26 protein-coding genes are annotated in these 25,020 nt (G+C 35.8%); 7 read left to right on the top strand and 19 right to left on the bottom strand.

Features of this window, described 5'->3' with window-relative positions; all coding sequences use genetic code 11:
* Positions 1-228: 228 nt before the first annotated feature.
* Genes menC through AN964_RS04115 form a run of 3 tightly spaced genes read right to left on the bottom strand, consistent with a single transcriptional unit; the run spans position 229 to position 3,354 of the window.
* Positions 229-1,356 carry an o-succinylbenzoate synthase gene (gene menC, locus AN964_RS04125; protein WP_235950620.1) on the bottom strand — a complete coding sequence of 376 codons (1,128 nt, stop codon included), beginning with the start codon at positions 1,354-1,356 and terminating at the stop codon, positions 229-231.
* Position 1,357: 1 nt separating this feature from the next.
* Positions 1,358-2,503, bottom strand: coding sequence for a M20 peptidase aminoacylase family protein (locus tag AN964_RS04120; protein WP_055738494.1), 1,146 nt, complete (start codon positions 2,501-2,503; stop codon positions 1,358-1,360).
* A 29-nt stretch (positions 2,504-2,532) separates the two neighbouring features.
* Positions 2,533-3,354, bottom strand: coding sequence for a MurR/RpiR family transcriptional regulator (locus tag AN964_RS04115; RefSeq protein ID WP_268888394.1), 822 nt, complete (start codon positions 3,352-3,354; stop codon positions 2,533-2,535).
* A gap of 156 nt (positions 3,355-3,510) precedes the next feature.
* On the opposite strand from AN964_RS04115, the gene AN964_RS04110 reads away from it, so the two are divergent.
* From AN964_RS04110 to AN964_RS26625, 4 genes are all read left to right on the top strand, one after another.
* Positions 3,511-4,944 (top strand): YfcC family protein, encoded by a 1,434-nt coding sequence (locus AN964_RS04110; RefSeq protein WP_055738492.1) that lies wholly within the window; start codon positions 3,511-3,513, stop codon positions 4,942-4,944.
* A gap of 152 nt (positions 4,945-5,096) precedes the next feature.
* Positions 5,097-5,693, top strand: coding sequence for a hypothetical protein (locus AN964_RS04105; protein ID WP_055738491.1), 597 nt, complete (start codon positions 5,097-5,099; stop codon positions 5,691-5,693).
* A gap of 116 nt (positions 5,694-5,809) precedes the next feature.
* The gene (locus AN964_RS04100) at positions 5,810-6,595 is read left to right on the top strand and encodes a CsxC family protein (protein WP_055738490.1); all 786 of its coding nucleotides are present in this window, start codon (positions 5,810-5,812) and stop codon (positions 6,593-6,595) included.
* Positions 6,596-6,828: 233 nt separating this feature from the next.
* Positions 6,829-6,969: a hypothetical protein gene (locus tag AN964_RS26625; protein WP_163258597.1), complete on the top strand. Its 141-nt coding sequence runs from the start codon at positions 6,829-6,831 to the stop codon at positions 6,967-6,969.
* A 201-nt stretch (positions 6,970-7,170) separates the two neighbouring features.
* Here AN964_RS26625 and AN964_RS04095 read toward each other — a convergent pair whose 3' ends face one another.
* From AN964_RS04095 to AN964_RS04075, 5 genes are all read right to left on the bottom strand, one after another.
* On the bottom strand, positions 7,171-7,797 hold the full coding sequence (locus AN964_RS04095) for a TVP38/TMEM64 family protein (protein ID WP_055738489.1): 627 nt from the start codon (positions 7,795-7,797) through the stop codon (positions 7,171-7,173).
* A gap of 73 nt (positions 7,798-7,870) precedes the next feature.
* Positions 7,871-8,479 carry a TasA family protein gene (locus AN964_RS04090; RefSeq protein WP_055738488.1) on the bottom strand — a complete coding sequence of 203 codons (609 nt, stop codon included), beginning with the start codon at positions 8,477-8,479 and terminating at the stop codon, positions 7,871-7,873.
* 54 nt (positions 8,480-8,533) lie between these two features.
* Positions 8,534-9,115: a signal peptidase I SipW gene (gene sipW / locus AN964_RS04085; RefSeq protein ID WP_055738487.1), complete on the bottom strand. Its 582-nt coding sequence runs from the start codon at positions 9,113-9,115 to the stop codon at positions 8,534-8,536.
* The gene (gene tapA, locus AN964_RS04080) at positions 9,112-9,906 is read right to left on the bottom strand and encodes an amyloid fiber anchoring/assembly protein TapA (RefSeq protein ID WP_280513077.1); all 795 of its coding nucleotides are present in this window, start codon (positions 9,904-9,906) and stop codon (positions 9,112-9,114) included. The genes sipW and tapA overlap by 4 nt, the downstream gene beginning before the upstream one ends.
* A gap of 148 nt (positions 9,907-10,054) precedes the next feature.
* A complete protein-coding gene (locus AN964_RS04075; protein ID WP_055738485.1) occupies positions 10,055-10,645 on the bottom strand; it encodes a CalY family protein in 591 nt (196 codons plus the stop codon).
* 319 nt (positions 10,646-10,964) lie between these two features.
* On the opposite strand from AN964_RS04075, the gene AN964_RS04070 reads away from it, so the two are divergent.
* Entirely contained in the window at positions 10,965-11,306 is a 342-nt protein-coding gene (locus tag AN964_RS04070; protein ID WP_055738484.1) for a helix-turn-helix domain-containing protein, read from the top strand.
* A 235-nt stretch (positions 11,307-11,541) separates the two neighbouring features.
* On the opposite strand, the gene AN964_RS04060 is transcribed toward AN964_RS04070, so the two are convergent.
* The 6 genes from AN964_RS04060 to AN964_RS04035 form a co-directional block, all read right to left on the bottom strand.
* The gene (locus AN964_RS04060) at positions 11,542-12,405 is read right to left on the bottom strand and encodes a YitT family protein (protein WP_055738482.1); all 864 of its coding nucleotides are present in this window, start codon (positions 12,403-12,405) and stop codon (positions 11,542-11,544) included.
* 143 nt (positions 12,406-12,548) lie between these two features.
* Positions 12,549-12,800: a hypothetical protein gene (locus AN964_RS04055; protein ID WP_055738481.1), complete on the bottom strand. Its 252-nt coding sequence runs from the start codon at positions 12,798-12,800 to the stop codon at positions 12,549-12,551.
* Between the two features lie 47 nt (positions 12,801-12,847).
* The gene (locus tag AN964_RS04050; RefSeq protein ID WP_055738480.1) at positions 12,848-15,223 is read right to left on the bottom strand and encodes an ATP-binding response regulator; all 2,376 of its coding nucleotides are present in this window, start codon (positions 15,221-15,223) and stop codon (positions 12,848-12,850) included.
* Positions 15,224-15,250: 27 nt separating this feature from the next.
* A complete protein-coding gene (locus tag AN964_RS04045; RefSeq protein ID WP_055738479.1) occupies positions 15,251-16,861 on the bottom strand; it encodes a diguanylate cyclase in 1,611 nt (536 codons plus the stop codon).
* A gap of 460 nt (positions 16,862-17,321) precedes the next feature.
* A complete protein-coding gene (locus tag AN964_RS04040; protein ID WP_055738478.1) occupies positions 17,322-17,648 on the bottom strand; it encodes an AzlD domain-containing protein in 327 nt (108 codons plus the stop codon).
* On the bottom strand, positions 17,645-18,370 hold the full coding sequence (locus tag AN964_RS04035) for an AzlC family ABC transporter permease (protein ID WP_055738477.1): 726 nt from the start codon (positions 18,368-18,370) through the stop codon (positions 17,645-17,647). The genes AN964_RS04040 and AN964_RS04035 overlap by 4 nt, the downstream gene beginning before the upstream one ends.
* A gap of 79 nt (positions 18,371-18,449) precedes the next feature.
* Here AN964_RS04035 and AN964_RS04030 point away from each other — a divergent pair, with 79 nt between their 5' ends.
* The gene (locus tag AN964_RS04030) at positions 18,450-19,001 is read left to right on the top strand and encodes a helix-turn-helix domain-containing protein (RefSeq protein ID WP_055738476.1); all 552 of its coding nucleotides are present in this window, start codon (positions 18,450-18,452) and stop codon (positions 18,999-19,001) included.
* A gap of 357 nt (positions 19,002-19,358) precedes the next feature.
* On the opposite strand, the gene AN964_RS04020 is transcribed toward AN964_RS04030, so the two are convergent.
* The 3 genes from AN964_RS04020 to AN964_RS04010 form a co-directional block, all read right to left on the bottom strand.
* Positions 19,359-20,210, bottom strand: a complete 852-nt coding sequence (locus AN964_RS04020; RefSeq protein ID WP_055738474.1) for an aldo/keto reductase — start codon at positions 20,208-20,210, stop codon at positions 19,359-19,361.
* 108 nt (positions 20,211-20,318) lie between these two features.
* Positions 20,319-21,485 (bottom strand): MFS transporter, encoded by a 1,167-nt coding sequence (locus AN964_RS04015; RefSeq protein ID WP_055738473.1) that lies wholly within the window; start codon positions 21,483-21,485, stop codon positions 20,319-20,321.
* Between the two features lie 71 nt (positions 21,486-21,556).
* Entirely contained in the window at positions 21,557-22,297 is a 741-nt protein-coding gene (locus AN964_RS04010) for an SDR family oxidoreductase (RefSeq protein ID WP_055738472.1), read from the bottom strand.
* A 271-nt stretch (positions 22,298-22,568) separates the two neighbouring features.
* Here AN964_RS04010 and AN964_RS04005 point away from each other — a divergent pair, with 271 nt between their 5' ends.
* Positions 22,569-23,108, top strand: coding sequence for a TetR/AcrR family transcriptional regulator (locus AN964_RS04005; protein ID WP_055738471.1), 540 nt, complete (start codon positions 22,569-22,571; stop codon positions 23,106-23,108).
* Between the two features lie 504 nt (positions 23,109-23,612).
* Here the strand turns inward: AN964_RS04005 and AN964_RS04000 are convergent.
* Positions 23,613-24,248 (bottom strand): NAD(P)-dependent oxidoreductase, encoded by a 636-nt coding sequence (locus AN964_RS04000; protein WP_055738470.1) that lies wholly within the window; start codon positions 24,246-24,248, stop codon positions 23,613-23,615.
* 40 nt (positions 24,249-24,288) lie between these two features.
* A complete protein-coding gene (locus AN964_RS03995; protein ID WP_055738469.1) occupies positions 24,289-25,008 on the bottom strand; it encodes an SDR family NAD(P)-dependent oxidoreductase in 720 nt (239 codons plus the stop codon).
* Positions 25,009-25,020: the final 12 nt, after the last annotated feature.

The raw sequence follows: 25,020 nt of genomic DNA, 5'->3' as shown, positions 1-25,020 counted from the left end.
TTAAAGAAGAAATAAATGATAAAGAATAAGTTTCAAACATCATTTTGAAATTCCCATATTTCAGGTAAAAAGAAATAGACTAGACAATCAATTTGCCTAGCCTTATCATTTATCCCGCTCATGAAGCAGGGCTGAAAAATTTAATTTATTTTTCGGAAGATTCATAGGAAATGTGCCGGTTATGAATGTTGAGTAGGCCATGTCGAGGACTCCGTCTCCTGACATTTATTATGAAACAGTGAATTGTTTTTCATAAACGGTATATTTTTTTACTTTTTCCTTATCTACGGTATAGCCTATTCCATTCCCGCTTGGCAATTGAACAATGCCGTTCTTTACTTCTACCTCCGGCTGAATGATATCCTCATGCCAATATTGCTGAGATGGGCCTGTGTCTCCCGGAATAAGGAATTGACTTAATGATGTAATAGCAATATTATGAGCACGCCCTATTCCAGCTTCTAGCATTCCGCCGCACCATACTGGAATGTTATGTTCTTTACATAGATTGTGAATTTTAATCGATTCAGAATGTCCACCAACACGTCCTATTTTGATATTAATAATTTTGCAGCTTCCTAATTCAATTGCATTTTTGGCATCTTCATAGGAGCAAATGCTTTCATCCAGGCATATTGGAGTTTCGATTTGCTTTTGAAGCTTACTATGATGAATAATATCATCGTGCTCCAAAGGTTGTTCGATCATTAAAAGATTAAATTGATCCAGTTGCTTAAGAAGGTCGATATCCTTTAAGGTGTAGGCGGAATTAGCGTCTGCCATTAATGGAATATCCGGAAAAACCTTTCTTATTTCCCGAATAACCTCCACATCTTTTCCAGGCTTAATTTTGACTTTAATTTTATGGAATCCTTTATCCATTTTTTCCTCAATAGTTTCTAATAATTCTTTAATAGAATCTTTAATCCCAATACTTACTCCTACTTTAATATCCTTCTTTTCCCCGCCCAGCACTTTATACAATGGAACACCATTGTTTTTTGCATACAAGTCCCAGATGGCTGTTTCCACTGTTGATTTTGCCATGCGATTACGGCGGATGTACGAAATCTGCTGGTTAAATTGGTCGGGATGATCATACGAATTTCCTAAAATAGAAGGAATTAAAAAGTCCTCTAATATATGCTGATTGGTTATCGTGGTTTCTTCATTATAGCCTGGGAAAGTAAGCGCTCCTGATTCCCCCCAGCCGATATTTCCATTCTTATCTTCTACTTCTAAAATGCAAAACTCTTTTTCCGTTTGAGTGCCAAAGCTAGTCGTAAATGGTTGTTTTAATTTCATTTGTAGTTTGCGCAAAGTAATCTTCTTTGGCTGAATAGGTTTCATGATCATATCATTCTTCCCCGCTTTCTTTGGAAAATGTTCTTAATACGGCAGTTGTTAATATATCAATACCTGAAAGAATGGCATTTCTGTCAAATGTCATATGTGGATGATGGAGTCCAGGCTCCAATCCGCAGCCAAGGCCAAGCATGGTTGCATGGATGTGCGGCCGGTTTAATTTATAATAATGAAAGTCTTCCCCACCAGTTGTCACAAGGGCATCATCGAGGTTTTCACTTCCCAGTACCTCTGCAATAGAACTCGCCATAATGTTTTCCGCGACAGGATCTATCGTTGCCGCAGCTAAGCTTCCTGGGATATCCAAATCTATTTTCACTTTATGAAATTCTGCAATGGAATCGACCGCAGCCTTAACATGCTCCTCTAAAGTATCCATTGCTTCATTTGTTTGTGCCCGAAGATCCAGGCTAAAGGATGCTTGACCAGGAATAATATTGGAGCTTTCCCCTCCTGCATGAAGCTTCGTCATTTTCACAGAATAAGGAATCATTGGATCAATATGAATAAAGCCAAGTTCATGGATTATCGAAGCAGCTACTTCAATAGCATTGGTTCCAAGATGCGGTCTTGCACCATGTGCATCTTCTCCAATAATCGTGCCGCTGATATGCTGGCTTGCTCCATGTAAAATTGCCGGAGCCGCCCTGCCGTTTAAGGTTTCTTGGATTGGCCGTACATGAACGCCGTACAAGTAATCAACGTCATCCACTACTCCCTTTTTCAGCATCGTTTTCGCACCCAGCCCAATCTCTTCAGCTGGTTGAAAAATAAATCGAATGGTTCCGGATGGTAATGTTTTTTGCCTTTTTAGAAGCATAGCGGTTCCAAGCGCCATCGTCATGTGTGAATCATGGCCACAGGAATGATTCGCTTTAAACTTCCCATCTACCTCTTGCCACAAAGCATCCATATCCGCACGAACAGCAACAACAGGCGAGCCTTCCCCCAATTCCCCTATTACACCTGGGCAATCATCGAAGGTCTTCGTTCTGTACCCAAGCTCATCTAGTTTCGCCTTAATAAATTGTGTCGTGTTATATTCTTTCATGCTTAATTCCGGATGTTCGTGCAGGTAATGAAAAATATCCAATACCTCATCTTTTATCTCTCGTATATTGCTAGTTAAAGTTTTCATGAACATATTCCTTTCTAAAGTTGTCAAAATTACTGTACAAAAAAGTCCATTATTTTATCCTCTTCTTTAAAATCTATATTGGCGTTGCTTTTTACAGAAATACCGGAAAGCAATGCATTCATCATGGAAAAAGTAACAGGTGCAAACTGCAGGATGGATCTCGTTGGTATTTCCAAAGTAAATACAATATCAGCATATTCCGTAATCGGTGAGATGGTGGTATCTGTAAAGGCAATGACAAATAACCCTTTTTCCTTTGCCTTTTCTGCCAGTCGAATAGGGTGCAAAGAATAGCGATAATAAGAGAAAACAACTAAAACACTTTGGTCTGTAAAAGCGCCTAAATGCGTCGAAAACTCCGGTCGGTAAAGATGACAATTCTTTTTTAATAGATCCAGTGCAAAGGTAAACCAATGTGCCATCGGAAACGCTGCGTGAAGACCCGCCACTAATACTGCATCGGCATCTACTATTTTGGAGATTGCTGCATCCATATCCTCTGGATTCATATGATTTGCCGTATTCTCAATGTTGGTTTGATCCCAGCGCATAATTTGCTTGAAAGAATACGGAGATTGATCACTCTCTTTTCCATCATTACTCCATTTAGCCGTGCGTATATCATAGATTACTTCCCTAATCTCCTGCTGTAGCTCACTATACCCTTGGTAGCCGAGAGCATTGCAAAAGCGAATAATCATCGTTTCACTTACACCAATCGACTCGCCAACTGTTTTAGCAGAACGGGCTGCAAATGCAGTGGGGTCAGCTAATAACAAATCTGCTACTCTTTTCATTCCCTTCGTTAATTGATCGTATTTTTCTTGTACTTTCTTTTGAAAATGAAACAGTTGACATCACCTCGAAGGATTTTTTGCAAAATGTATTGATTTGAAGGAAAACCTTTAATATAATCTAACACATACCCTAAATATTCGCAATATTCCGTTATGAATGTTTATTCCAAACCTTTCTAAAAATCATCTCAGCACAAAGGAGGAAATTGAATGAGCTTACAAGCCGAAACAAAAAAACCTATGCAGCATAAATCGAAGTTTAAGATGCCTGATGCATATGTATTACTTTTCTTAGTGGCATTAATTTGTGCGATTGCTACGTATTTTGTTCCTGCAGGAGAATTTAACAGGGTAATGAAAGGAACCATCTCCACCACCATTCCGGGAAGCTACCATACGGTTGCTCAATCACCTGTTAGTTTTGTGAACTTTTTCTCATCCATTGGACAAGGAATGTCAGCCGCATCTTCCATCATCTTTTTAATTCTTTTCACCGGTGGTACCATCGCCATCCTGGAAAAAACAGGGGCAATCAACGGATTAATTTATCACGTCATTAACAAGTTTCGAACACGCCAACTTCTATTCGTTTGTATCGTTGCTGCATTATTTTCTATTTTAGGAACAACAGGAATTGTGGTGAACTCGGTAATCGGCTTTATTCCCATCGGAATCATCGTTGCCCGTACCTTAAAATGGGATGCTGTTGTAGGTGCAGCAATTATTTATTTAGGTGCCTACGCCGGATTTAATGCCACCATTTTATCGCCATCGCCATTAGGGATTTCACAAACGATTGCGGAGCTGCCTATGTTTTCAGGCATGGGCTTGCGAATTGCCATTTATGTCTGCTTCCTGATCGCAACCATTATTTATATTTACCTTTATACAAAACGACTTAAGAATCCGAATAAAGGGAGCGTTCTCGGTAAGGATTGGTTTCCAAGCAAGGCTCTTCTAAGTGATGAAAAAACGAATGAAAGTGCCGTTTCTTGGACCATTCGTCATAAGCTCATTTTACTTATCACAGCGTTATCGTTGATTGGATTTTTAGCGGGAGCCCTTTGGTTAAAATGGGGCGATATCGAAATGACTGGAACATTTATTTTCATCGCTATCGCTGCTGGAATTATCGGAGGATTAAAAGCAAATGATATCGCTTCTACCTTTTTACAAGGTTGCCAACGACTAGTTTACGGTTCTTTAATTGTCGGAATGGCCCGCTGTATATCAGTTATTTTAGAAAACGGAAAATTATTGGATACTATCGTAAACGGCTTAGCTCACTTATTACAAGGACATAGCCCGCTCTTTGGTGCAATCGGCATGTACTTAAGCAGTGCAGCCCTGCATTTCCTGATTTCCTCTGGAACAGGGGAATCTGTCGTCTTTATTCCAATTCTTGCTCCATTATCTGACTTAATGCATATTACAAGACAAGTGGCGGTCGAAGCAGTCATGCTCGGAGAAGGAGTTGTGAACTGCCTGAATCCAACATCCGGAGTTCTCATGGGGGTTCTTGCCGCAAGTGGCATTCCTTATGGAAAATGGCTGCGTTTCATGGCTCCATTAGCACTCATTTGGTTTTTAATTGGACTTATCTTCCTCATCGTTGGTGTCTTGATTCATTGGGGACCTTATTAAGAGGAAATTTTTATAGGCGATTTACCTGTTAGAAAAGGTAAATCGCCTTTTTGATTGAAAAGGTCGGCTTCGATTCATTCAATCATTCATTCGAGGTTTTATATTGTGAAAAGGCATCATATTTTTATATAAATATGAAAGGAGAGGGATACATGAATTCTAACGAACAGCAGGATCCACAATGGGATGATCTAGATGAATTAGATAATCTTCGTCCCCTCCAAAAAAATTATAAAACGCTAACGGAGATCGTACATTCCAAACTTGATTTTAAATTATCAAAAAAAGTAAAAACGAACGGAACCGTTAATAAAATTTTGGACCTTAATTGGTCCATCCACCCTGTAAAATACCAAATCAACTTTTCTGCAAACCATCTCTGGATCTCCGGCAAACTTATTGGAGAAATTACTTATACAAAAGGAAAAGATACTCAAGTACATTTTCAAATGATTAAGTTACCTTGGAAAACAACATCCAAATTGGAGTATTTGTCCCCTCCGTTTTATACACAAAGTAATCAAAAAAGGCAATACGAGTTTACGGAAAAAGAAAATAATCAGGAAACCATTCATTATGAGCAAATTATTTATAACAATGAAAGCCCCCAGTTCGAAGTCATTAAAACAAAAGTGATTACTTCTCAATCCATGAATAAAAAAGAAAAAAATGCATACCTCTTACTGGATATACATTGTGAAATGGAATATCGAATTCTCCAATACCAAATCCATCCTTTTGAATCCTAAACAAGCCTATATCATCGATAAATGTGCTAATCCTTCGGTCACTTTGTCCAAGCTTTATGTCATTTTCATCATACACTGAAATGGAAACCAACAAATTATTTGAAAGGAGAAAAAATATGTCCCGGTACAAATCGAAGGGTAGCCATAAAAAGGTAGTGAAGTCATCCGTACAACAGGAAGCAAGTAATCGGCCGGTTGAGCCACGTGTTATTAATTCACACCCCTATATGAAAGTACCTGTTGTTTTAGGTGAACAAACGGTTCAAATTGATTTGGACTCTGTTATTGAATTCCCAGAACCAGTTCTGGAAATTAAAAGGATCAAAAAGAATTTAAAATTGGTACAGTGCCGCTTATTATTGCCTACTAATAAACTATTTTTAAAGGGGTTTGTTCGCAAAAATATTCAGTATGCGACACCAAAACGCGGCGGAAAAGATTATGTTTCCTCTGCTATTCATTCTTTAACGGTAGATGTACCTTTCCAAGTTGTGACAAGAATTGATCTCATTAGCGAGCCTGACTTTAGATCTACTCCACCAGAAAAAGAATTCAATTATTTTAGATCCTCTCATCTTCCAAAAGGATTTTCACAAAAAGAACACTTACTTTCAGGTGATTTCACAGAACACAATCAAATAAGTGAAGAAATCTTAAATGAACTGCCATATTGCGAACTACTCTCCAGCAGATTTATTGAATACGATGAAGTCCTAGATAGGGAGATGGGTATTGTAAAGGGCCATTCTGGAAAAAGAATGTCCGCCCCATTTGAAGAAGGAACCTTTAGGAAAATAGAGGAAAAAATGGTTGTTGAAATAACGTTTAAAGTCTTGCAAAATCAACAAGTATTATTACACAATTATAATAAGAAAGACGAGGATGATTGGGAGTCTTCATAATAGGTAAGGATACTTGATAAGACGTTTTTAAAGTTAGTGGGGACAGATTCCTTGGCATTGGGATGAGGGACTTGTCCCATCATCCCTCTTAATTACCGAACATTAGCCGTCTGATGCCGGCTTTTTTTATTTTATCCAATGTTTCGAGTTTTATGGTGTAACATTTTTCATGGATATTTTATTTGGATATGCACATTATAGTAGCACACCAAAATGTTAGGAGTGCAGTTCCAGTGAGAGATGAGAAAAGGGAAGAAAAAACATTTGCAGACCTCTTTGGGGTTGATGCGGATATGAGCTTGCAGTCAGTTCATTTTGCTGCAACTTCTGAGAATCGATATTTGAATGAGCATGTTCAGGAGGAGAAGGAGTAACAATAGTGAAATTTCGTGTTGCTCCCAGATCTTTTAATAAGTTTAGAACATCATTTTTGGATAAACTCGCTAATTGTAGAAGAGAATGGGCACATTGAAGTAGTGAACGTGACCGTTGACAATTTTGAATGTTCCCTTCCTTCAATAAGTATCCGCGGTAAAACCGGCGGATACTTACTTTTGTAAAGAAACCGAGAAAGGTTATTTCCTCTGAAAGTGTATTTTTCTTTTATTCATGTATATCGTAATAATCACCGTAATAACTAAAAAATAACAAGCATAAATTCCAATAGAAAGGATTTTATTATGTTCAAATAAACTGCCCGCGAATGTTGAAATTACGATATTAGGAAGCTTCCCAATTATGGTTGCTGCCAGAAACGTTATCCATGAAACTTTGCTTACCCCGCTTAAAACATTTAATAATGGCGATGGAATAACTGGAACTAATCGCAGAAATAATATACCCAGAAATGCATTCTTCTCAAAATATGTTTCATATTCCTTTGATCTCGGAAACTTTTGAATTGTCCTTTGTACCCATTGCTGGAATCCATATCTCGCCATTAAAAACATGGTAAAGGTTCCCACCATTACCCCGAGGAGGGAAATGAAGATTCCCTGCCAAACTCCGAATACCGATCCAATTAAGCCTGCCACTAGTGGGTAAGGCATGACTGGGAAGAAGACTAGGAGGGCTACGAATAGGATGCTGATAAGGAATGCAGAGGTGTGGCCGGTATGAATTTCGTGTAGAATGGTTTCTTTTTGGGTAAATGCCAAAACTATAATCACTATTGCTGTCAAAAGCATCGCCAATTGTTTCATTTTCTCATTACCTCATTTTTAATAAAAATAAAAACGTATCCAACTAGAATACGTAATTATAATAAGTTTAGTTTCATTTTATATCAACTGCTCTTTTTCTTTTAAACAAGTAAAACGAACTTCCTCCAATTATTAATATAATTCCTCCTGCCATTGCATTTAAAACATTGGACCCTGTATTAGACAAAAGACTTTTGTCTGCTGGCAAAATTCCGCCTAATGTACCCTCTACATATAATTTTATGGTAAATTTGCAGGTTAACCCTTGATATTCATTTCCCACTTCGGTAGGAACGTCTACTCGAAAGGTTAAAGTCTCTTCATCTGCTTTTGCCAGCTTTCGATAATCCAGTTTATTAAAATCCGCTAATTTCCCGCTGTATAATTCACCTTTTTTATCACTAACCTTTAATTTAAGTGCTTTAAAGAATAGTTTGGACCCGGATTCAAAATGAATAGATGTGGTATATTTAAAATCTTGTTTTCCTAAGTTTTGCACATGTAAGTCCCGAGTTGCCCAATCACCAGGCTTTAAATTGTCTACATCAAATAAAACCTTATGAGGAGAAGTCGCGATATCGATTTCATTTGTATTTGACGCTGCCCATATCTTTCCTATAGGACTGATAATGATAAAAATCACCGTTAAAACAAGTGGCAACGATATGATCCTTTTTTTCATCCACTTTCCACCCTTTGTAATCATATATAAAAGATGGGGATACCCCATCTTTTATTAAACTGATTTCTCTATTGATTCTGGAGGATTTTTCGTTTTATCATCAATTTCTGCAATTGCTTTCCAGATCGAAAACACTGCATAGCCAAGTAATAGAATCCCAGGTAATATCAGTAATAAAGCACTGCCATTTTTCGTTTGAGTAAAGTTTATAAAATAACCTAAGTAAGGAATAGTAAACCCTGTATACTTTGCGATAACATTTTGTGAAAGAACTGGGTTCAAATCGGCGGTTTTGTTATTATCTCCTTTTGTACGATACAACACTTGGCCACCACTTTTTTCTACCTTCACAATTCTATGAGTGACAATCATTTTCTCGTCTGCTTTAAAAGTTATAATGTCACCTTTTTTAAAGTCTGCCTTATCCTTTGCGGGCTTTACCGCAATGATAGATCCTGTTTTAAATGTTGGCTCCATGGAACCAGATAGAACGGTTTTTAACTCGTAACCGAGGAATTTTGGTGACCCTCCGGATGCTTTCGAAGAGATTACAACAAAAATCATGAATATTAATACAAGAAATAAAATGATGGATGTAAAGTTACTTATCCATTTTACTATTTTGGAAGACTTCATTTATTTGCACCATCCTTGTTTGCATTCTGTGAATTGTCATTTGCCTGTTGATTGGCATTTTCTGCAGATTCAACTTTTTCTGCATTATTTTTACTTGAACTAGTATCAGATTGGTTATCTGCATTATTTTGCTTATCTGATTGTTTTGACTCTGTATTCTGCTGGGAATCTAAATTGGATTGATCGGAATCAGTTTTGTTTGGATTATCTTGATTCTTATCAGTATCCTTTCCATCATTTGTAGAAGATGCATCACTTTGTTTATCACAGGTTATGGAAATAGTTTGACTCCACAACTCTCCCTGTCCAGGATGACCAGGGCGTTGATATGCCTTGAATTTGTAGTTTCCAGGTTTTTCAGCATCATAGGAGAGACTTATTGAATCATTGGAAGAAATAGCTAGTATTGTCCCTTCCCCTACCTTAACACCTTTTTTAGGATTACCATTTTCAGCATAATAGACTTCATAACTTGCTTGCCCTTCCATATTGTTCCCTGAGTTCTTAATATCTACAGAAATATTCGTAGTACTGCAACTATTAATTGTTTGATCATTACCATTAAAGCTTAATGAACTTTTATCCCAAGGGCCGTTATCAGGGTTTTCCTTCTCCCAAGTACCAGCTTGGAGGACACCGTTAACTTCAGATGTACTACTAAAATAGGCACTGGTGTTTGACGACAAGTAGCTGCCCGTAAAAATGGCGATATACCAAATAGCCAAGATTTTTATCATAAGTAATAGTTTCTTATTTTTGCGTTTGAATTTATTTAGACGTGAGGCTCTAATTCTAATTACCTCCTTTATGACTTCTTGAATAACTTATTCCTTTAACCAACCATTAAATATTTATATTACTCTTCTAAACATTAATGACTCGTTAAAAGAATAATTAAACAGGACAGAAGGTGGTGCTTCCACCTTCCATCTTTTCTTATTATTTGCTTTGACCAGCAGTTTGTTTTGCATCGAAATTCCAAGTTAATTTAAGCTGATCTCCTTGGAACTTATTTTGGTCCTTTCCTGTCTCTTTAAAGGTAAATCTTACTTTAAAGCTATCTGTATCCCCTGCTTTTAATCCAGGATTTTCTCCGCCAAGAATCCAGCCAAGTAAATCTCTGTCTGTTACATCTGTCGCAGATAGTTTATCTAGTGTCGTTTTATAGACTTCTTCTGTAGCTTTGTCTTTATTTACTAAGAACGTTACTTCAATGTATTTTCCAAAATCTTCTCCCAAATTATCACCTTTTGCATCTACTACTTGATAACTAGAAGTCAATAGTACTTTTGAAATATCTAATGACCCATCATTTTTCAATGTAAAATCACGATCCATCCAGTCCCCAGGTTTAATATCCTTCACATCAATGATGGTTGTTGGTTTTGCAGTCAAATTTAATGTTCCAGCAGCAAATGAATTATTGGTTGTTTCTACATCATTAAAGTACGCATATGTACCTCCCCCAATTAATGACAATCCTAGTGCAGCTGATGCTATCCCCATACCTAGTTTCTTTTTAAGACTCATTTCTTTTCCTCCTCTTTTTTCCCTTTAATATTTTTTTATTTTGAACCCTTATGTTGTTCATAAGGAGTTGCAAACTTCATTAAATCTTGTAGATTGAAGCGTTCGTTATCGTTCGTTTTAACGAATCCTACGACCTGAGTATAGGCCAAATAGATTATTTTGAAAAATCTTAAAAATAGGCAAGTATTCGTTAAAAAGAACATTTATTGTTCATTATCTCGTTTTATCTCTTTTTTTCTTACTTTTTTATAATTTTATAAAGAACATTTTGTTCATTATAATGAACATATAAATTTACAATAGACTTGGGGAGAGAGTGATGATTGGACAAAGAATAAAAGAACTAAGAAGGGGAAAAGGATATTCCATTTCAAAATTAGCTCTTCTGGCAGGAGTGTCAAAATCCTATTTGAGCTACATTGAACGAGGGCTTCGGAATAATCCTTCGCTGGATTTTTTGTCAAGGATTGCTGAACCACTTGATACAACAGTTGATTTCCTATTAAATGAACAGGTTAAAACATTATTCCAAGACACTAATATAGATGAAGAATGGAAAATTCTCCTTAATAAGGCTATTGATAACGGGATGACAAAGGAGGATTTTCTAACGCTGCAAAACTTTATTGAATTTAAAAATTGGAAAATCCAAAATAGTTAACAAGGAAAATAAAGTTTGATGAAATAGATGAATATTACTAGAAACAAAGAAATATTGGGACTATCGCCCAATGAAATAAGAAGCTTTTTATATTTGTCCAGACGTGAAGCATAAAGACGGTTCTTTTTGAAAAAAATACAAGAACCGCCCACTCGCTTCCATTGAGGATTTCTTCTTTGGCCATCATGAGGATTAAAAAAAGATCCCCCATTTTTGGCAGAATCCTTTACATCTATCATCTTGCACTTTTCACCAGCTTGGTTTGATCCGATTTATATCCCTTACCAACAATCTCATGAACACTGTGCACCGTTACATACGCATTTTCATCAAGAGTGTTTATGATATTTTTTAACCGAACAACCTCTTGCTTACTAATAACAACATACAGTACTTCCTTATTCCTGCCACTGTATCCCCCACGGCCTTCAAGCACTGTAATACCTCTCAACATTTTGGTGGTAATTTCATTCAAAACGACATCTGGAAAGTTGGAAATAATGAAGACGCCAACTCTTTCATCCAATCGTTCTCCAATAAAATCAATCGCTTTGGCACCAACGTAAACAACAATTAGCGTATACATTGCTTTTTCCAGCCCAATGATGAAGACAGAACCGGTAACGACAATTATATCAATCAGAAGCATGGCGCTTCCGATACTCCAGCCAAAGTATTGATTTGCCATTCTAGCAATTATGGTAGTGCCGCCGGAGGTTCCACCCGCTCGGAAAATAATCCCTAAGCCTGCCCCCACTAATAAACCAGCAAATATAGACGCCAACAATGTATTGTTGGTAATGGTTTTGCCTGTATTCTCCGTTAAATATAAAAACCCAGAGCAAGACGCTATCGATAAAAGTGTATAAACAATCGTTCTTTTTTCAAAAAATTTATAGCCTACCAGAAAGAGTGCCATATTTAAGACAAAGTTCACCACACCTGGTGACCAATGAAATAAATAGTGTGCAATAACCGTCAGGCCAATAATTCCACCTTCTGATAAATGATTGGGGATCGTAAAATAATTAATCCCAACGGCAAAAATAAGTGCGCCAATTAAAATGAATATTATGTCTTTAATCGTTTGTTTCATGATAGGACTTCCTTAAATTTATATTGCTAACCAAGTATGCTATTAAACTATAATAATCCAACACACAAAAAGAGAAAACCCTTTTTTGTTTGTTGGATTCATTCATTTCTTGCGTTTGATTACTAATTCCGTAAAATTAGAGATATTCACGCGAGTTTGACCAATAATTCCACAAAATTAGAGATATTCACGCAAGTTTGATCAATAATCCCGCCAAATTTTGAGATATTCCCGCGAATTTGACCAATAATCCCGCCAAATTTTGAGATATTCCCGCGAATTTGACCAATAATCCCGCCAAATTTTGAGATATTCACGCGAATTTGACCAGTAATTCCGCTAATCAAAATTCGACATTCCACATCTGTTTTAACAACCTCATTTTGTCCACCCACCACGCACAAACCACCCATTTTGTCCACGAGTAGTGCCTGACACCACACCATTATGACAACACATTAGAGAAAGCTGGAAATGCAACAGTAAAGGTACTGCCGCTGCCTAGCTTGGATTCGACGGAGACTTTACCGCCATGGAACTTTACAATTTCTTGGACGATGGATAGACCAAGGCCCGTGCCGCCTATTTTTCTTCTGTCGGAATTATCGACTCGGTAAAATTTCGTAAATAGTTTGTCCATTGCTTCTTGTGGAATACCTAAACCGTGATCAATGATGTCAACTTTAACCTGTTCATCAGTTCCCGTAACCTTTACCTTTATCGATCCGCCTTCGGGAGAATATTTTACGGCATTATGGATTAAGTTAGTAAAAACTTGTTCCATTTTCGCTTCGTCGCCTAGAATAGCAGGAATAGATCCACGATGATCAAGTATAAAGTGATGCAGACTTGTATTAATTTGCTGGGCATCGATTATTTTTCTTAAAATTGGCAGCAAATCTATATATTTTTTCTCATAAGTTTGCTTGCCGGATTCCATTCTCTGTACATCGAGAAAATCATTAATTAAAGCAGTTAAACGCTTAGATTCATTCCAAATAGTAGTTAAATATTTTTTCTGCCTGTCTGGATTTAATTCACGGTTGATCATTAATTCGGTAAAACCAAGAATACTGGAAAGTGGTGTCCGTAATTCATGACTTACCGTGCTGACAAACTCTGATTTCATTTGATCGACTTCGTACTCTTTTGTAATATCCCTGTGAACCAAAACCGTTCCTATCCTTACATCATTATGGTACAGTTCTTTGCTGTAAACTTTTATTACTTTCTTAGAGCGCTCCAATGTATAGATAAAGGTTTCCAATTCATTGTTATTCTTTGCACGCACCGCATTTTCTAAGTAATCGGCAATTTGTTCTTCTTTTACTTTCCCTTTCATAAAGGAAATCCATTCATCCCATTCCATCCCGACAAGGGTAGAATTTTCACATTCTAATATATCGATTAATAGGTTGTTGATGTGCAAAGTCCTTCCATTCGTATCAATTAATTGTACACCTTCTTGAAGTGTATTAAGGATATCCTGATTTTGTTTCCTTTCCTTTTCTGACTTTTGGAAAAGAGAGATTTTCTCCAGACTGATTCCAATACTTTTTGAAAGAGCTTGAAACTCTTCCATTTGAGACTCCTGAAAAGGCTCGCCATACCTAGTGAAAATCATAATAGCAATGACCTCTTCATCAGATGCAAGAACCGGCAAGTAGAGATCATATCCAAATAGCGTTCCCTCGTGGTAGCCTTTTTCGGATAATTCCAGCCGTCTTTTCAGGGTGTATGGCATTTTGGTTATCTTCAACTTTTCACACAATCTGCTTTTCATATGATGCAAAAATTGATTTACGGCGGAGGGGGATATTCCGTATGAAGCACATAATGGATTATCGACCATCGCAATAATTCCTTTATCCGCTTGGATAATTTCACACATATTCATTACACTGCTATTCAAGAGATCATGCATATTGATTGTATTGGAAAGCTGATTGACTAATTTATTTCTATTTTTTAATTTTTCCCCGTTAGCATTTAGTGTCTGTAAAGCATTTTCCAGTTCTTCCTGTTGAGCTTGAAGCTCCTCCTGCTGGGCAATTAATTCTTCATTATGTGCCAACAAATCCTGCTCTTTTTCGATTACCTTTTCCATCATGCTTTGAAATGATTTTGACAGTATCCCAATTTCATCTTCCCTTTTTGTATCTAGTGAAATAGAGACCTCTCTTCCACTGGCCATTTCATTTGCCGCAATAGATAAATCGGATAAAGGCTTCCCTAATTGCCGGAACATATAAGACATAATTCCTAAAAGAATAAAAAAGACGATAATGACGAAAATAAGAAAACCGATTTGAATACTAGTTTGCAAGGTAATGAGCTTTTGATAATGGGCTTCCAGATTATCATCAATCCCCTGAATATAGGTTTTCATCTGTTTTTGAAAAGAAGTAACCCGTGACGTAGCCTGCTCATTTGCCATTTTAACGATGGCACTTTTATTACCAGATTTATAGTCCGCTATTTTAGTTAATAACTCCATAGGACTAAAAGGCTTGGCGATAAAATAATTGGCCCCTGCCTCTAATACCTTCTCCTGTTCAAACTGCTGACTTTTCGCAGATAACATGAGAATTTTGACCTCGTGATTGTGGAGGCTTCCCCTTATATGCCTAATGAGCTCCAGCCCTGTAATTTCAGGCATCATGTAATCTAAAATTAACAAATCATACTCGTTTTTTTCTATATAATGTAATGCTTCTTGTCCATCTGAAGCTTCATGAATCAAATAGTCCTGCTCCTCAAGTGTATCTACGATGAGCATTCTTAACACTTCTTCGTCTTCTGCTAATAAGATTTTTTTCATTTAGACCACCTTATTTATATCAAATATTCATTTCTTCCTTTGAATAAGTCGCATAATCCTCTCTTGAAGGTCGTTCATATGAAAAGGCTTCGTCATATAATCATCTGCCCCTAATTCTAATGCCTTCGCGATATCATCCTCACTATTTCTTCCGGTCAACATGATAACGCTAACGTTATTCCGTTCTGTTTGTTTTACCTTTTGCAATACTTCTATTCCATCCATAATAGGCATAACCCCGTCTAAAATTAGGAAATGTTCTCCCGGATATTCTAGTATTCCAGACTGAAAGAAGGATGGCCCATTTTCAAATGTATGGATATTGGATACATAATGATTAAATTCTGCTTCTTGTAATCTACTTTTCAACATCGATCGAATAATAGGGTCATCATCAATAACGGAAATAAACAACTTCTTTTGTTCCATCAATGACTGATTAAAGCATTCAACCCTTGATCTGCCCAAATTCTTTGCTGTATATAATGCTTGATCTGCAGCATTTATAGCTGAATCCATTGTTGTTTCCTTAGAGCAAATGCCAGTAATTCCAGCGGAAAAGGTAACGAAGAAGACTTCTCCATTAGCCTCAAAACATTTTGTAGTGAAATCTGCCAATAGTCTTGAAACAATTTCATAAGCTTTATGATAATCTGTATTTTGAAATAAGATGATAAACTCTTCTCCGCCATATCTAAATACTAAATCGTTACTTCTTGTATTCTCCGCCAAAAATAATGCAAATGTTGAGAGGACTAAGTCACCTGTAACATGACCATAACGATCATTAATCTTTTTAAAATAATCAATATCCAAGATCGCTATACTAAATTGTTGATTGTTCCGTTTCCATTCTTCCATGCTCCGGTCATATACAACCTTTAAATACCTGCGGTTATACAGGTTTGTTAGTTCATCAAGTAAAACAGATTGGTCATATATTTGTTTTCTCAGGAGATGGCGCTCAATACGGACTGCGAATTCCTCTAAGTCAATTGGCTTCTGGATAAAATCATCCGCTCCCATTTTAAAAGCTTTTATACGAGTATTTCGATCGTTGAATACGCTAATCATCACAATGGGAACGAAGTGTTTATTACTATGAATTTGTAAATCTTCAATAATTTCAAAGCCATTTTTGTTTGGCAAATTCACATCAATCACAACACAGTCGGGCTGTAAATCAAAGTATTGAGATACAGCTTTATTCGAAGTGGAATTCGTAATGACCATCCAACCTTTCTTTTCAAGGAAATCCTTCAAAAGAATAAGGATGGAAATATCATCATCAATGATTTGGATCAGTGGGACGTCCCCATTTCTAGACTGCTGTTTCTTCATCTCCACTTCTTCAAAATGGCCATAACTATAGGTAAGCTCCATTAATTCAGAAAGAAACTCTCTCAATTCCTGTCCTTTCCATTCTTTTTTATGGAAGCTGCTTAATTGTTCTAACAATGTTTCTGAAATACGATGAATGCCTTCCAATTCTAAAGTTCCAGACGTCCCTTTAATAGAGTGTAAGAAACGATGTACCTCAGAATTAGAAATCATTATTTCGGCATCCGATTCACACCATTCAGCAACTTGCTCCATTATTTTTTTTATAAGCAAGTTTCTATATTTAGATAAATCCATTTTCTCACTCCGACCTTTGATTTCCACGCAAAAAAAAAAGAAAAGACTAGTAAAAGGCCCTTTCGATTTTCCTTTTATCCTTTGTATTATCGGTGGGAAATCCAAAATATTTACTGATATTTATTGTTTCGCTAGAGATTTCTACAATAATCGACAATTTCCATTCTAAATTGTTGAAGTATTTTGTTAAAACGCCTCAAAAAAATGTAATATGAATGTCATGCATCCAGTAGCACTTAAAAAGATTAATAAAATGAAAGGGATTCTTTAACAGGGGTGTTTATTTAAACTGGAGAAAGTGAAATTATCTGCAAAACCGTTTAGAAGGTTGTCACTGTCATTTTGTTACAGCTTTTGACCAACAACACCTTTATAACACATAAAATACAATAACTAAAATGAATCCATTTTGAAATAGAATGATCAAAATGGATTCTTCTCTTCAAAATCGTAAGCTTCATTAAAATAAAAACCTAACAGTAGCCATACATATTATTCCCACTATTACTGTAACGGACAAACTCTTGGTCCATATTGCGATAATTAGTGTCGGTATAATAGCAGCAAGAACACTCCAATTAATCGAGATTAACGCTGATTGATCTTTGCTTATAAAACTATCAACGATAAGTGCAGTAAAAATACAAATAGGGATAAATGAAAGCCATTTGACGACAATTTTCGGGAGCTTCATATTTCTTATCACTATAAATGGAATAATTCTTGGAATAAAGGTTACCATAGCACAGCCTAAAATGATTAGTAATATAGATAAATTAATACTCATTTGTCTTTAACCACTCCAATCGTTGCAACAATTATTGTTGATAAGATAATTGCTATATACGAAGGAACAAACATACATAGAACCAACATTAATATAACTACATACACAATTAATGATAGATAAAACTTCAATTTACCATTATCAATATTTTGTAATTGCAAAACAAGCAATGCTAAAAACATAGCTGTTAAAGAAAAATCTAATCCAAATACTTCAGGATTTGAAATCCATTTACCAAAGATGGAACCCAACAAACAAGATAAAATCCAAAATATATAAGCTGTTACATTCAACCCATTCATCCATTGCGCATTAATATTCTCTTTTTTAGCAATTTTATTAATGGCAACACCAAATGACTCATCTGTTACAAGAGCTCCAATCCCAATATTTCTCATTAAAGAGTATTTTGTAAAGTGGGGAGCCAATGCCATACTTAATAAAAAATTCCGTAAATTCACGATAAAAGTAGTAAATACAATGACTGACAAAGGACTTCCTGATACTAGCAGTGCACAAATAATAAACTGTGATGCACCAGCATAAACTAATGCGGCTAAAAGAGTAATCTCTACAATACTTAGATTAGAGGAAACTCCAACAATCCCCATAGCGATACCAATACTGATGTAACCAATTAAAGTTGGAATGCAATCTTTTACGCCTTGAGAAAATGTAGAAAGATTTTTTTCTCTAGGCATTTCGTGAGATAATTCATTCATTGTTTCCCCACCTTTTTGTCTGTTATATTGTTTATATGTATGCTATAATAAACACAAAAAAGAGTCAAGGAGATTTTTTATGGAGTTCATTCAAGAGGTTATAGCCAATAATCTTGCCAAAATGAGAAAAAAGCGAGGATTGAGCTTAGATAGCGTAGCGGAACTGACTGGAGTCAGTAAGGCAATGTTAGCTCAAATTGAAAATGGAAAATCAAATCCGACTGTCACCACTCTCTGGAAAATTGCAAATGGATTACAAGTATCTTTTTCTGCTTTTTTAAAGGAAACAGATAAGCCGCAAATTGAAAAAATAAACATCAATCAACTGAACCCATTGATTGATGATGATGGCAATTATCTTGTATACTCCGTTTTCCCATTTCATCCGGAAAAAAAGTTTGAAATTTTCACTGTAGACCTCAAACCTGGGTTTAGTCATATATCTGAAAAGCATCTAGGTGAGGAATATGTACTTATACAACACGGTGTACTTACACTCGAGGTGCAAGGTGAGAAGTTTGAATTAACCAATGATGAGACTATTAAATTTAACGCAAATATTGAACACATGTATATAAATTCTTCTGATGAAACGGTAAGATTCTATGTCATTATCTCTTATCCCGACTAATATCTATGTCTATTTTCTAGGTTAAATGAAATAAAGGTTGCGTAAACGGTACGCAACTTTTGTTCAACCTTCTCAGTACTGCAACAAGAAAAAATATAATTATAGTACAAATATATATTTCTATTACCTGAAAAAAATGAAAATTTACACTGAAACCATTAAATATATGTTTTCCCTTTCCAAATTTGTCGTGGTTAAATGTTGCATTATTTACTTCCTTATTAAGATTCCTTCGCATTATGGTTTCCCCTCCTTGTTTTATGTTCTAAAAGGAAAAACCGAATTTTCAAATAGGAAAAATCGGTTTTTGGTCGATTGTAGAACATTAAATAACTGTGAAAACTATTTTATTATTAATTATTCATGTATTTTAAATTCATTTAACATCTTAGCCGTATCTGCTGTAAAATGATCAATTATTTCGCTTTTTCCAATATCCATAGTCGAAATAGTAGCCATATCTTCATCACTTAAAGCGAAATCCCATATATTAAAGTTTTCAACCATACGCTCTTTATGAACTGATTTTGGTATGGTTACTATACCACGTTGAAGATGCCAACGTAGAATAACTTGTGCCACTGTCTTTCTATATTTTTCTCCAATTCCAGTAAGTACTTCATTTTGGAAGATATTCTTCTGACCTTCTGCAAATGGTCCCCATGATTGTAGTTGCACTCCATATTCTTTCATTACTTCCTTTGCAACTTTCTGTTGGAAGAATGGGTGGGTTTCTACTTGGTTAACTGCAGGTACAATTTCATTGTTCTTAATTAGATCAACCAAACGATCTGGATAGAAATTAGAAACTCCAATAGCACGAATCTTTCCTTCTTTATAGAGTTCTTCCATTGCTCTCCAAGAACCGTAATAATCGTTAAACGGTTGGTGAATTAAATACAAATCAAGATAATCAAGTCCTAATTTCTTTAAGGAAACCTCAAAGGCCTTTTTTGCACTCTCATAACCTTGGTCCTGAATCCAAAGTTTTGTTGTAATAAATAGTTCTTCTCTTGGAATACCGCTTTTTTTGATGGCTGCGCCAACTGCCTCTTCATTCATATACGCTGCTGCTGTATCAATTAGACGATACCCAGCTTCAAGTGCATCGAATACTGCCTGCTCACATTGTGCTAAATCAGGAACTTGGAATACACCAAAACCTAAGATTGGCATTTCCACACCATTGTTTAAAGTAACTTTTTGCATATAAAATTCCTCCTCATTTTAAATAATGTTTTCTTACAAAGCCTGCGTAACAGCTTCTTTATAGTTATTAAGGCAGCTGTTTTTATATAAGCAAATTGCAATTACTAACTATACAGACTGGATTTTCGTGTTATACATATAACTTCTGAGTAGAATAGACACAAAGCTCAATACCAGGAATATGATTCCTCCTAATACGATATATTGTGTGCCCATACCTGATATGAAAAATCCACCAACAGCTGTCCCAAATGTTATTCCTAAATTACTAAAGGCTAAAAACAGACCATTTGCGAAATCAGGAGCTTCGGGAGCCGCAGAGGTTATCCAATATTGACTTACATTATTGGATATTGCGAATAATATCCCCCATAATAAAATTGTTATCATCATAGGAAATGTTGACTTTCCAGTAAAAAAGGACAAAATATGCACTATTACTAAAAGAATAGGAAAAAACATTGCAGTTTTTACTGCATTTTTTGTAAGTAAATTTCCTCCTGCAAGATTCCCTATCAAACTAGATATACCTAAAATAAATAACGCCAAAGTTAAAGTGTTTCCGGTTATATTGGTAACAGTTCCAAGGTATTCTGTAATAAAACTATTAATACTAGAAGTTGCTGATCCAATAAATATTACTGTAGCAATAGCTAACCAAACTATTGGTTTCTTCAATACCCTTATTTGAGCTCCGTAAGAAAGCCTTTCTATAACAGGTAAAGAGGGAACAAATATTAATGTAGCGACAAAGGCAATAGCATTTAAAATGGCAAAAAACAGGATAGACAATTCTATAGAAGTTTGATTAGCAATAAAATTTGTAATTGGTACTCCAAGAATCATTCCTGCAGTTACACCCAAAATGACTTTTGAAACAGCCTTTGGTGCTTCTTCCTTGCTAACGGATGTAGCTGCAACCGTCAAAGCTAAAGAACAATAAATAGGATGAAAAAAGGCAGGAACTACACGAGCAACTAACAAAACGGTAAAGTTTGATGCAAACATTGAAACAATGTTACCTATAACAAATATGCCAAGTACAAGTAACATAACCGTTTTACGATTAATTCCTGAAAAAAATATCGGCATAGTTGGACCAGAAATAGCAACAGCAAGTGCAAAGAGACTTACTAATAAACCAGCTTTGGATATACTAATATTGAAATGTTCTGCTAGCGCAGGTAATATTCCGGTTATCCCCATTTCTGTAGTTAGAATCCCGAAGACTCCAATGGTTAATATTAATAATAACTGCTTATTTTGTTTATCCAAGTAATCCTCTCCTATGGATGTTTTTTCTATGTGGTGATATAAAAAAGCCCTAATATATAAGGCTTTTTTTCTTATAATTGTTGAATAGTTGGGCGTATAATCAACTCATTAATAGCTACATCTGATGGTTGCTCAATTGCAAATGCAATAGCACGAGCAATATTAGCAGGATCTATTGCAATTTCACTTTGTTCTTTTATTGAAGCTTTTAATTCACTATTGGAAATATGATCGGTTAATTCTGTAGCAACAGAACCTGGGCAAATAATAGTTGTACGAATATTGTTGTTACACTCTTCTTGACGCAGACCTTCTGTAATAGCACGTACAGCGAATTTTGTACCGCTATAGACCGAACTAGAAGGGAATACTAAATGACCAGCTACTGAGGATACAATAATAATATGTCCCTCTTTTCTTTCTCTCATGGACGGAAGGACAGCAGCTATACCATAAAGAACACCCTTTACATTAACATCAATCATCGTATCCCACTCATTAATTTTTCTTTCATGCACAGACGATAACGGCATTACTCCTGCATTATTAATCATTACATCAATTTTCCCAAACTCTTTTAGAGCATAATTAGCCAACTCTTCCATTTGTTCATGCGAGGAAACATCTGTAACTTTATATATTGCTTGTCCACCATTCATTTGAATCTCTTCTTGTAATTTTATTAATCGTTCTTCACGTCGTGCTGCCATTACTAACTTAGCACCCTTAGAAGCCAATTCTTTTGCAGTAGATTCTCCAATTCCGCTCGAGACACCAGTAATAATTACAACTTTATCTTGAATATTAGACATAATAACAACATCCTCTCTTATCTGTATAAATTGGTAGATCCCCCTATGCTTACTTGCAAATATTTTTAAATAAAATTTATAGGAATAGCTTTACCGCTCGCTCGAATGTATTCTCAACTTCCAATTAAGTAATACTAGTGTATTAGGAAACATCTGTGTATAATTATATACAGAAATAGAATATCTACAATTCCCAAATGATTAAAATTTGTGTGTTAATACACAGATTTGCAATATTGTGTAATTACTATTAAGAAGTTTGGTGGTCACTATGTCGAAAGTTGATAGAAGAATACTTAAATCTCAAAAGGCAATAAAAAATGCTCTTTTAGAATTGATGTCTGAACGAGGCTTTGATCAAATTACTGTACAAAATATTGTTGACCGCGCAGATATCAGTCGAAAAACCTTCTACCTTCATTATTTGGATAAATTTGATTTACTTGATAAGCTGATTGAAGAACATATTACGGAACTACGGGAAATCTGTGATTTAGCTAATGAAACGAAAGAAGTTGTAAGCTGGTTCGAATATTTTGAAAAGAATTACCTTTTCTTTTCAATGATGTTAGTCAGTAAAGGAGCACCTTTTTTTCGTAAACGGTTCTTAGATTTTGTCATTGAAGATATAAAAAATGGCTGGGATATAACAACCGAAGGGAAAAATCATGGATTAAGTGAAGACGTTTTACTGCAATTTTTTGGAGCTGCATACGTACAGGTAGTTGAATGGTGGTTTACGAATGAAATGCCTTATCCCCCTCAAGCTATGGAAAAGCAAATAGAGATATTGTTAGATAGGAATTTATAAAATCAGCCAATATCATAGGAAATTGGCTGCTCTCCTTAAATTTGCAAATTCATTCACTTATTAATATCCCTGAGTTTACAAAAACAGTGATAGCTTCTTCAGGTAAGTTTAATGATTATTGCTAAATTCAAATGGTTCACTATTATGATGTTATGAAAAGGTTATTTTTCACTAAAAAAAGTCGATAATCCTTATTAGAAAAGGATTGTTTTTTTAACTTGTTAAGAAATGTACTTAAACTAACTGCCCCTTTTATTCAAGAAAGAAAAGCCGCCGAAATGGCAGTTGGATTTTAAACTCTTGCACCCTTTAGTTGAAGAAGGATTTTGGTTAATTGAGTAAATTAAGTCCGTAGTCGCCCCATGATCAAAAAAGGAGTAAAATCCTAAAAATAAACCAGTTACGTCCTTCAAATCTATAAAAAGAATCAAAGTAGACAAGACTAGAAAAACTTGTCTACTTTGATTCTACTTGATAAAACTATCAACTACTTTTCAATTTATACTATTCATCACCAACAATTGTCATTCTTTGGCGAACATAAGAACCATTCTCCAAAATATCAATTAACGCACTGGCAAAATCAGCATAGCTAATATGGCTCGTTGGAATATCCTCAATGCTAAATTCTTCGCCATCAAAATGATATTTACCTGTCGCTTCTCCTTCAACGTCATAATTAAATGCTGGTGTCGCATATGTCCAAGCAATGTTTGAGTATGAGCGCAAGCGTTCCAAACTTTGAACCAAGACTTCTGCTAATGGTTTGTATTCTTCCATATAGTTTTCCCAGTCTTTGAAATATTTTGTATGCTCTTTATTAATAAACAATGTACCTGTTCCACCGATTTTGATGTAGCGTGTGTTGCTACCTTCAAGCAAATTTGCGATATGAGAAACACCGTCAGTGTGCACATGGAAAGTTTCTGGTACCCAAGCACTTACTCCGTCTATAATGGCATCATAGCCTGCTATATCTTCTTTGGTTAAGTCCATGATGTCTTTGATTAATACGTTTTTATAATGTACATCCTCATGTTTTCTGTGTGCTACTGCTAATACCTCATGACCACGTTTTTCAGCCTCTGGAATAATGGAGCGTCCGGATTTCCCATATGCTCCAAGTACGATAATTTTCATTTGTTTTTTCTTCCTTTCGAATATCCATTTAATTTTTGTTTTATAATTTTATTTGTGTTGCTTCTTCTAATTTAGCTAGCAGTTGATTTTGCAAGTCAATATTATCTACTCTTTCATCATAACGAGAAAGCTTCTTATGGTAGTAATAATTCCCTGAGTTCAAGGCATTTTTATCCTCACCACTAGCTAGCCAAACCTGTGAGGAATAGCCACCTTCAAGAGAATCATTTGCGCCTGCACCACCCATACGAGTTGGCACCCAGCCAGGATCAACTGCATTGACAAACACATCTGGCCATAAACGACTGACCGCTTTCATCAGTAATAACAAGGCTAATTTGGAACTTGAATAATCTGTTCCTTGATCTAAATGATCAATGTTCAATCTAGAGCCGCGATGCATGCCAGATGAGACATAAATAATCCGTTTAGGTTTCTCAATAAGGCTAGTTAAAAGATAAGGTGCTTCAATATTCACTGTGTAGGTTAAACGAGCATCTGGCGCGTAAACTCCTGCATTATGAATAATGACATCAAATCGACCGAATTGATTGACTTGTTTAGCCACTGAGAGAATTTCTTCTTTCTTGCCCAGGTCTCCAATGACCACCTGAGTAGCACCAGGATTTTCTTTTAAAGCCTCTTTTGCACGAGCTTCATTACGTGCATGTAAAACTACTTCATTTCCTTGAGCAATTAGCTCTTTTGCTGCCAATGCACCAAGACCTGTTGATGATCCTGTAATAAAAATTTTTGCCATTTCATTCACCTC

The organism is Heyndrickxia shackletonii (assembly GCF_001420715.1).
Taxonomy (GTDB): Bacteria; Bacillota; Bacilli; order Bacillales; family Bacillaceae_C; genus Margalitia; species Margalitia shackletonii.
The sequence above is the reverse complement of the archived record's forward strand: the minus strand, read 5'-3'. Positions and strand labels throughout refer to the sequence as shown.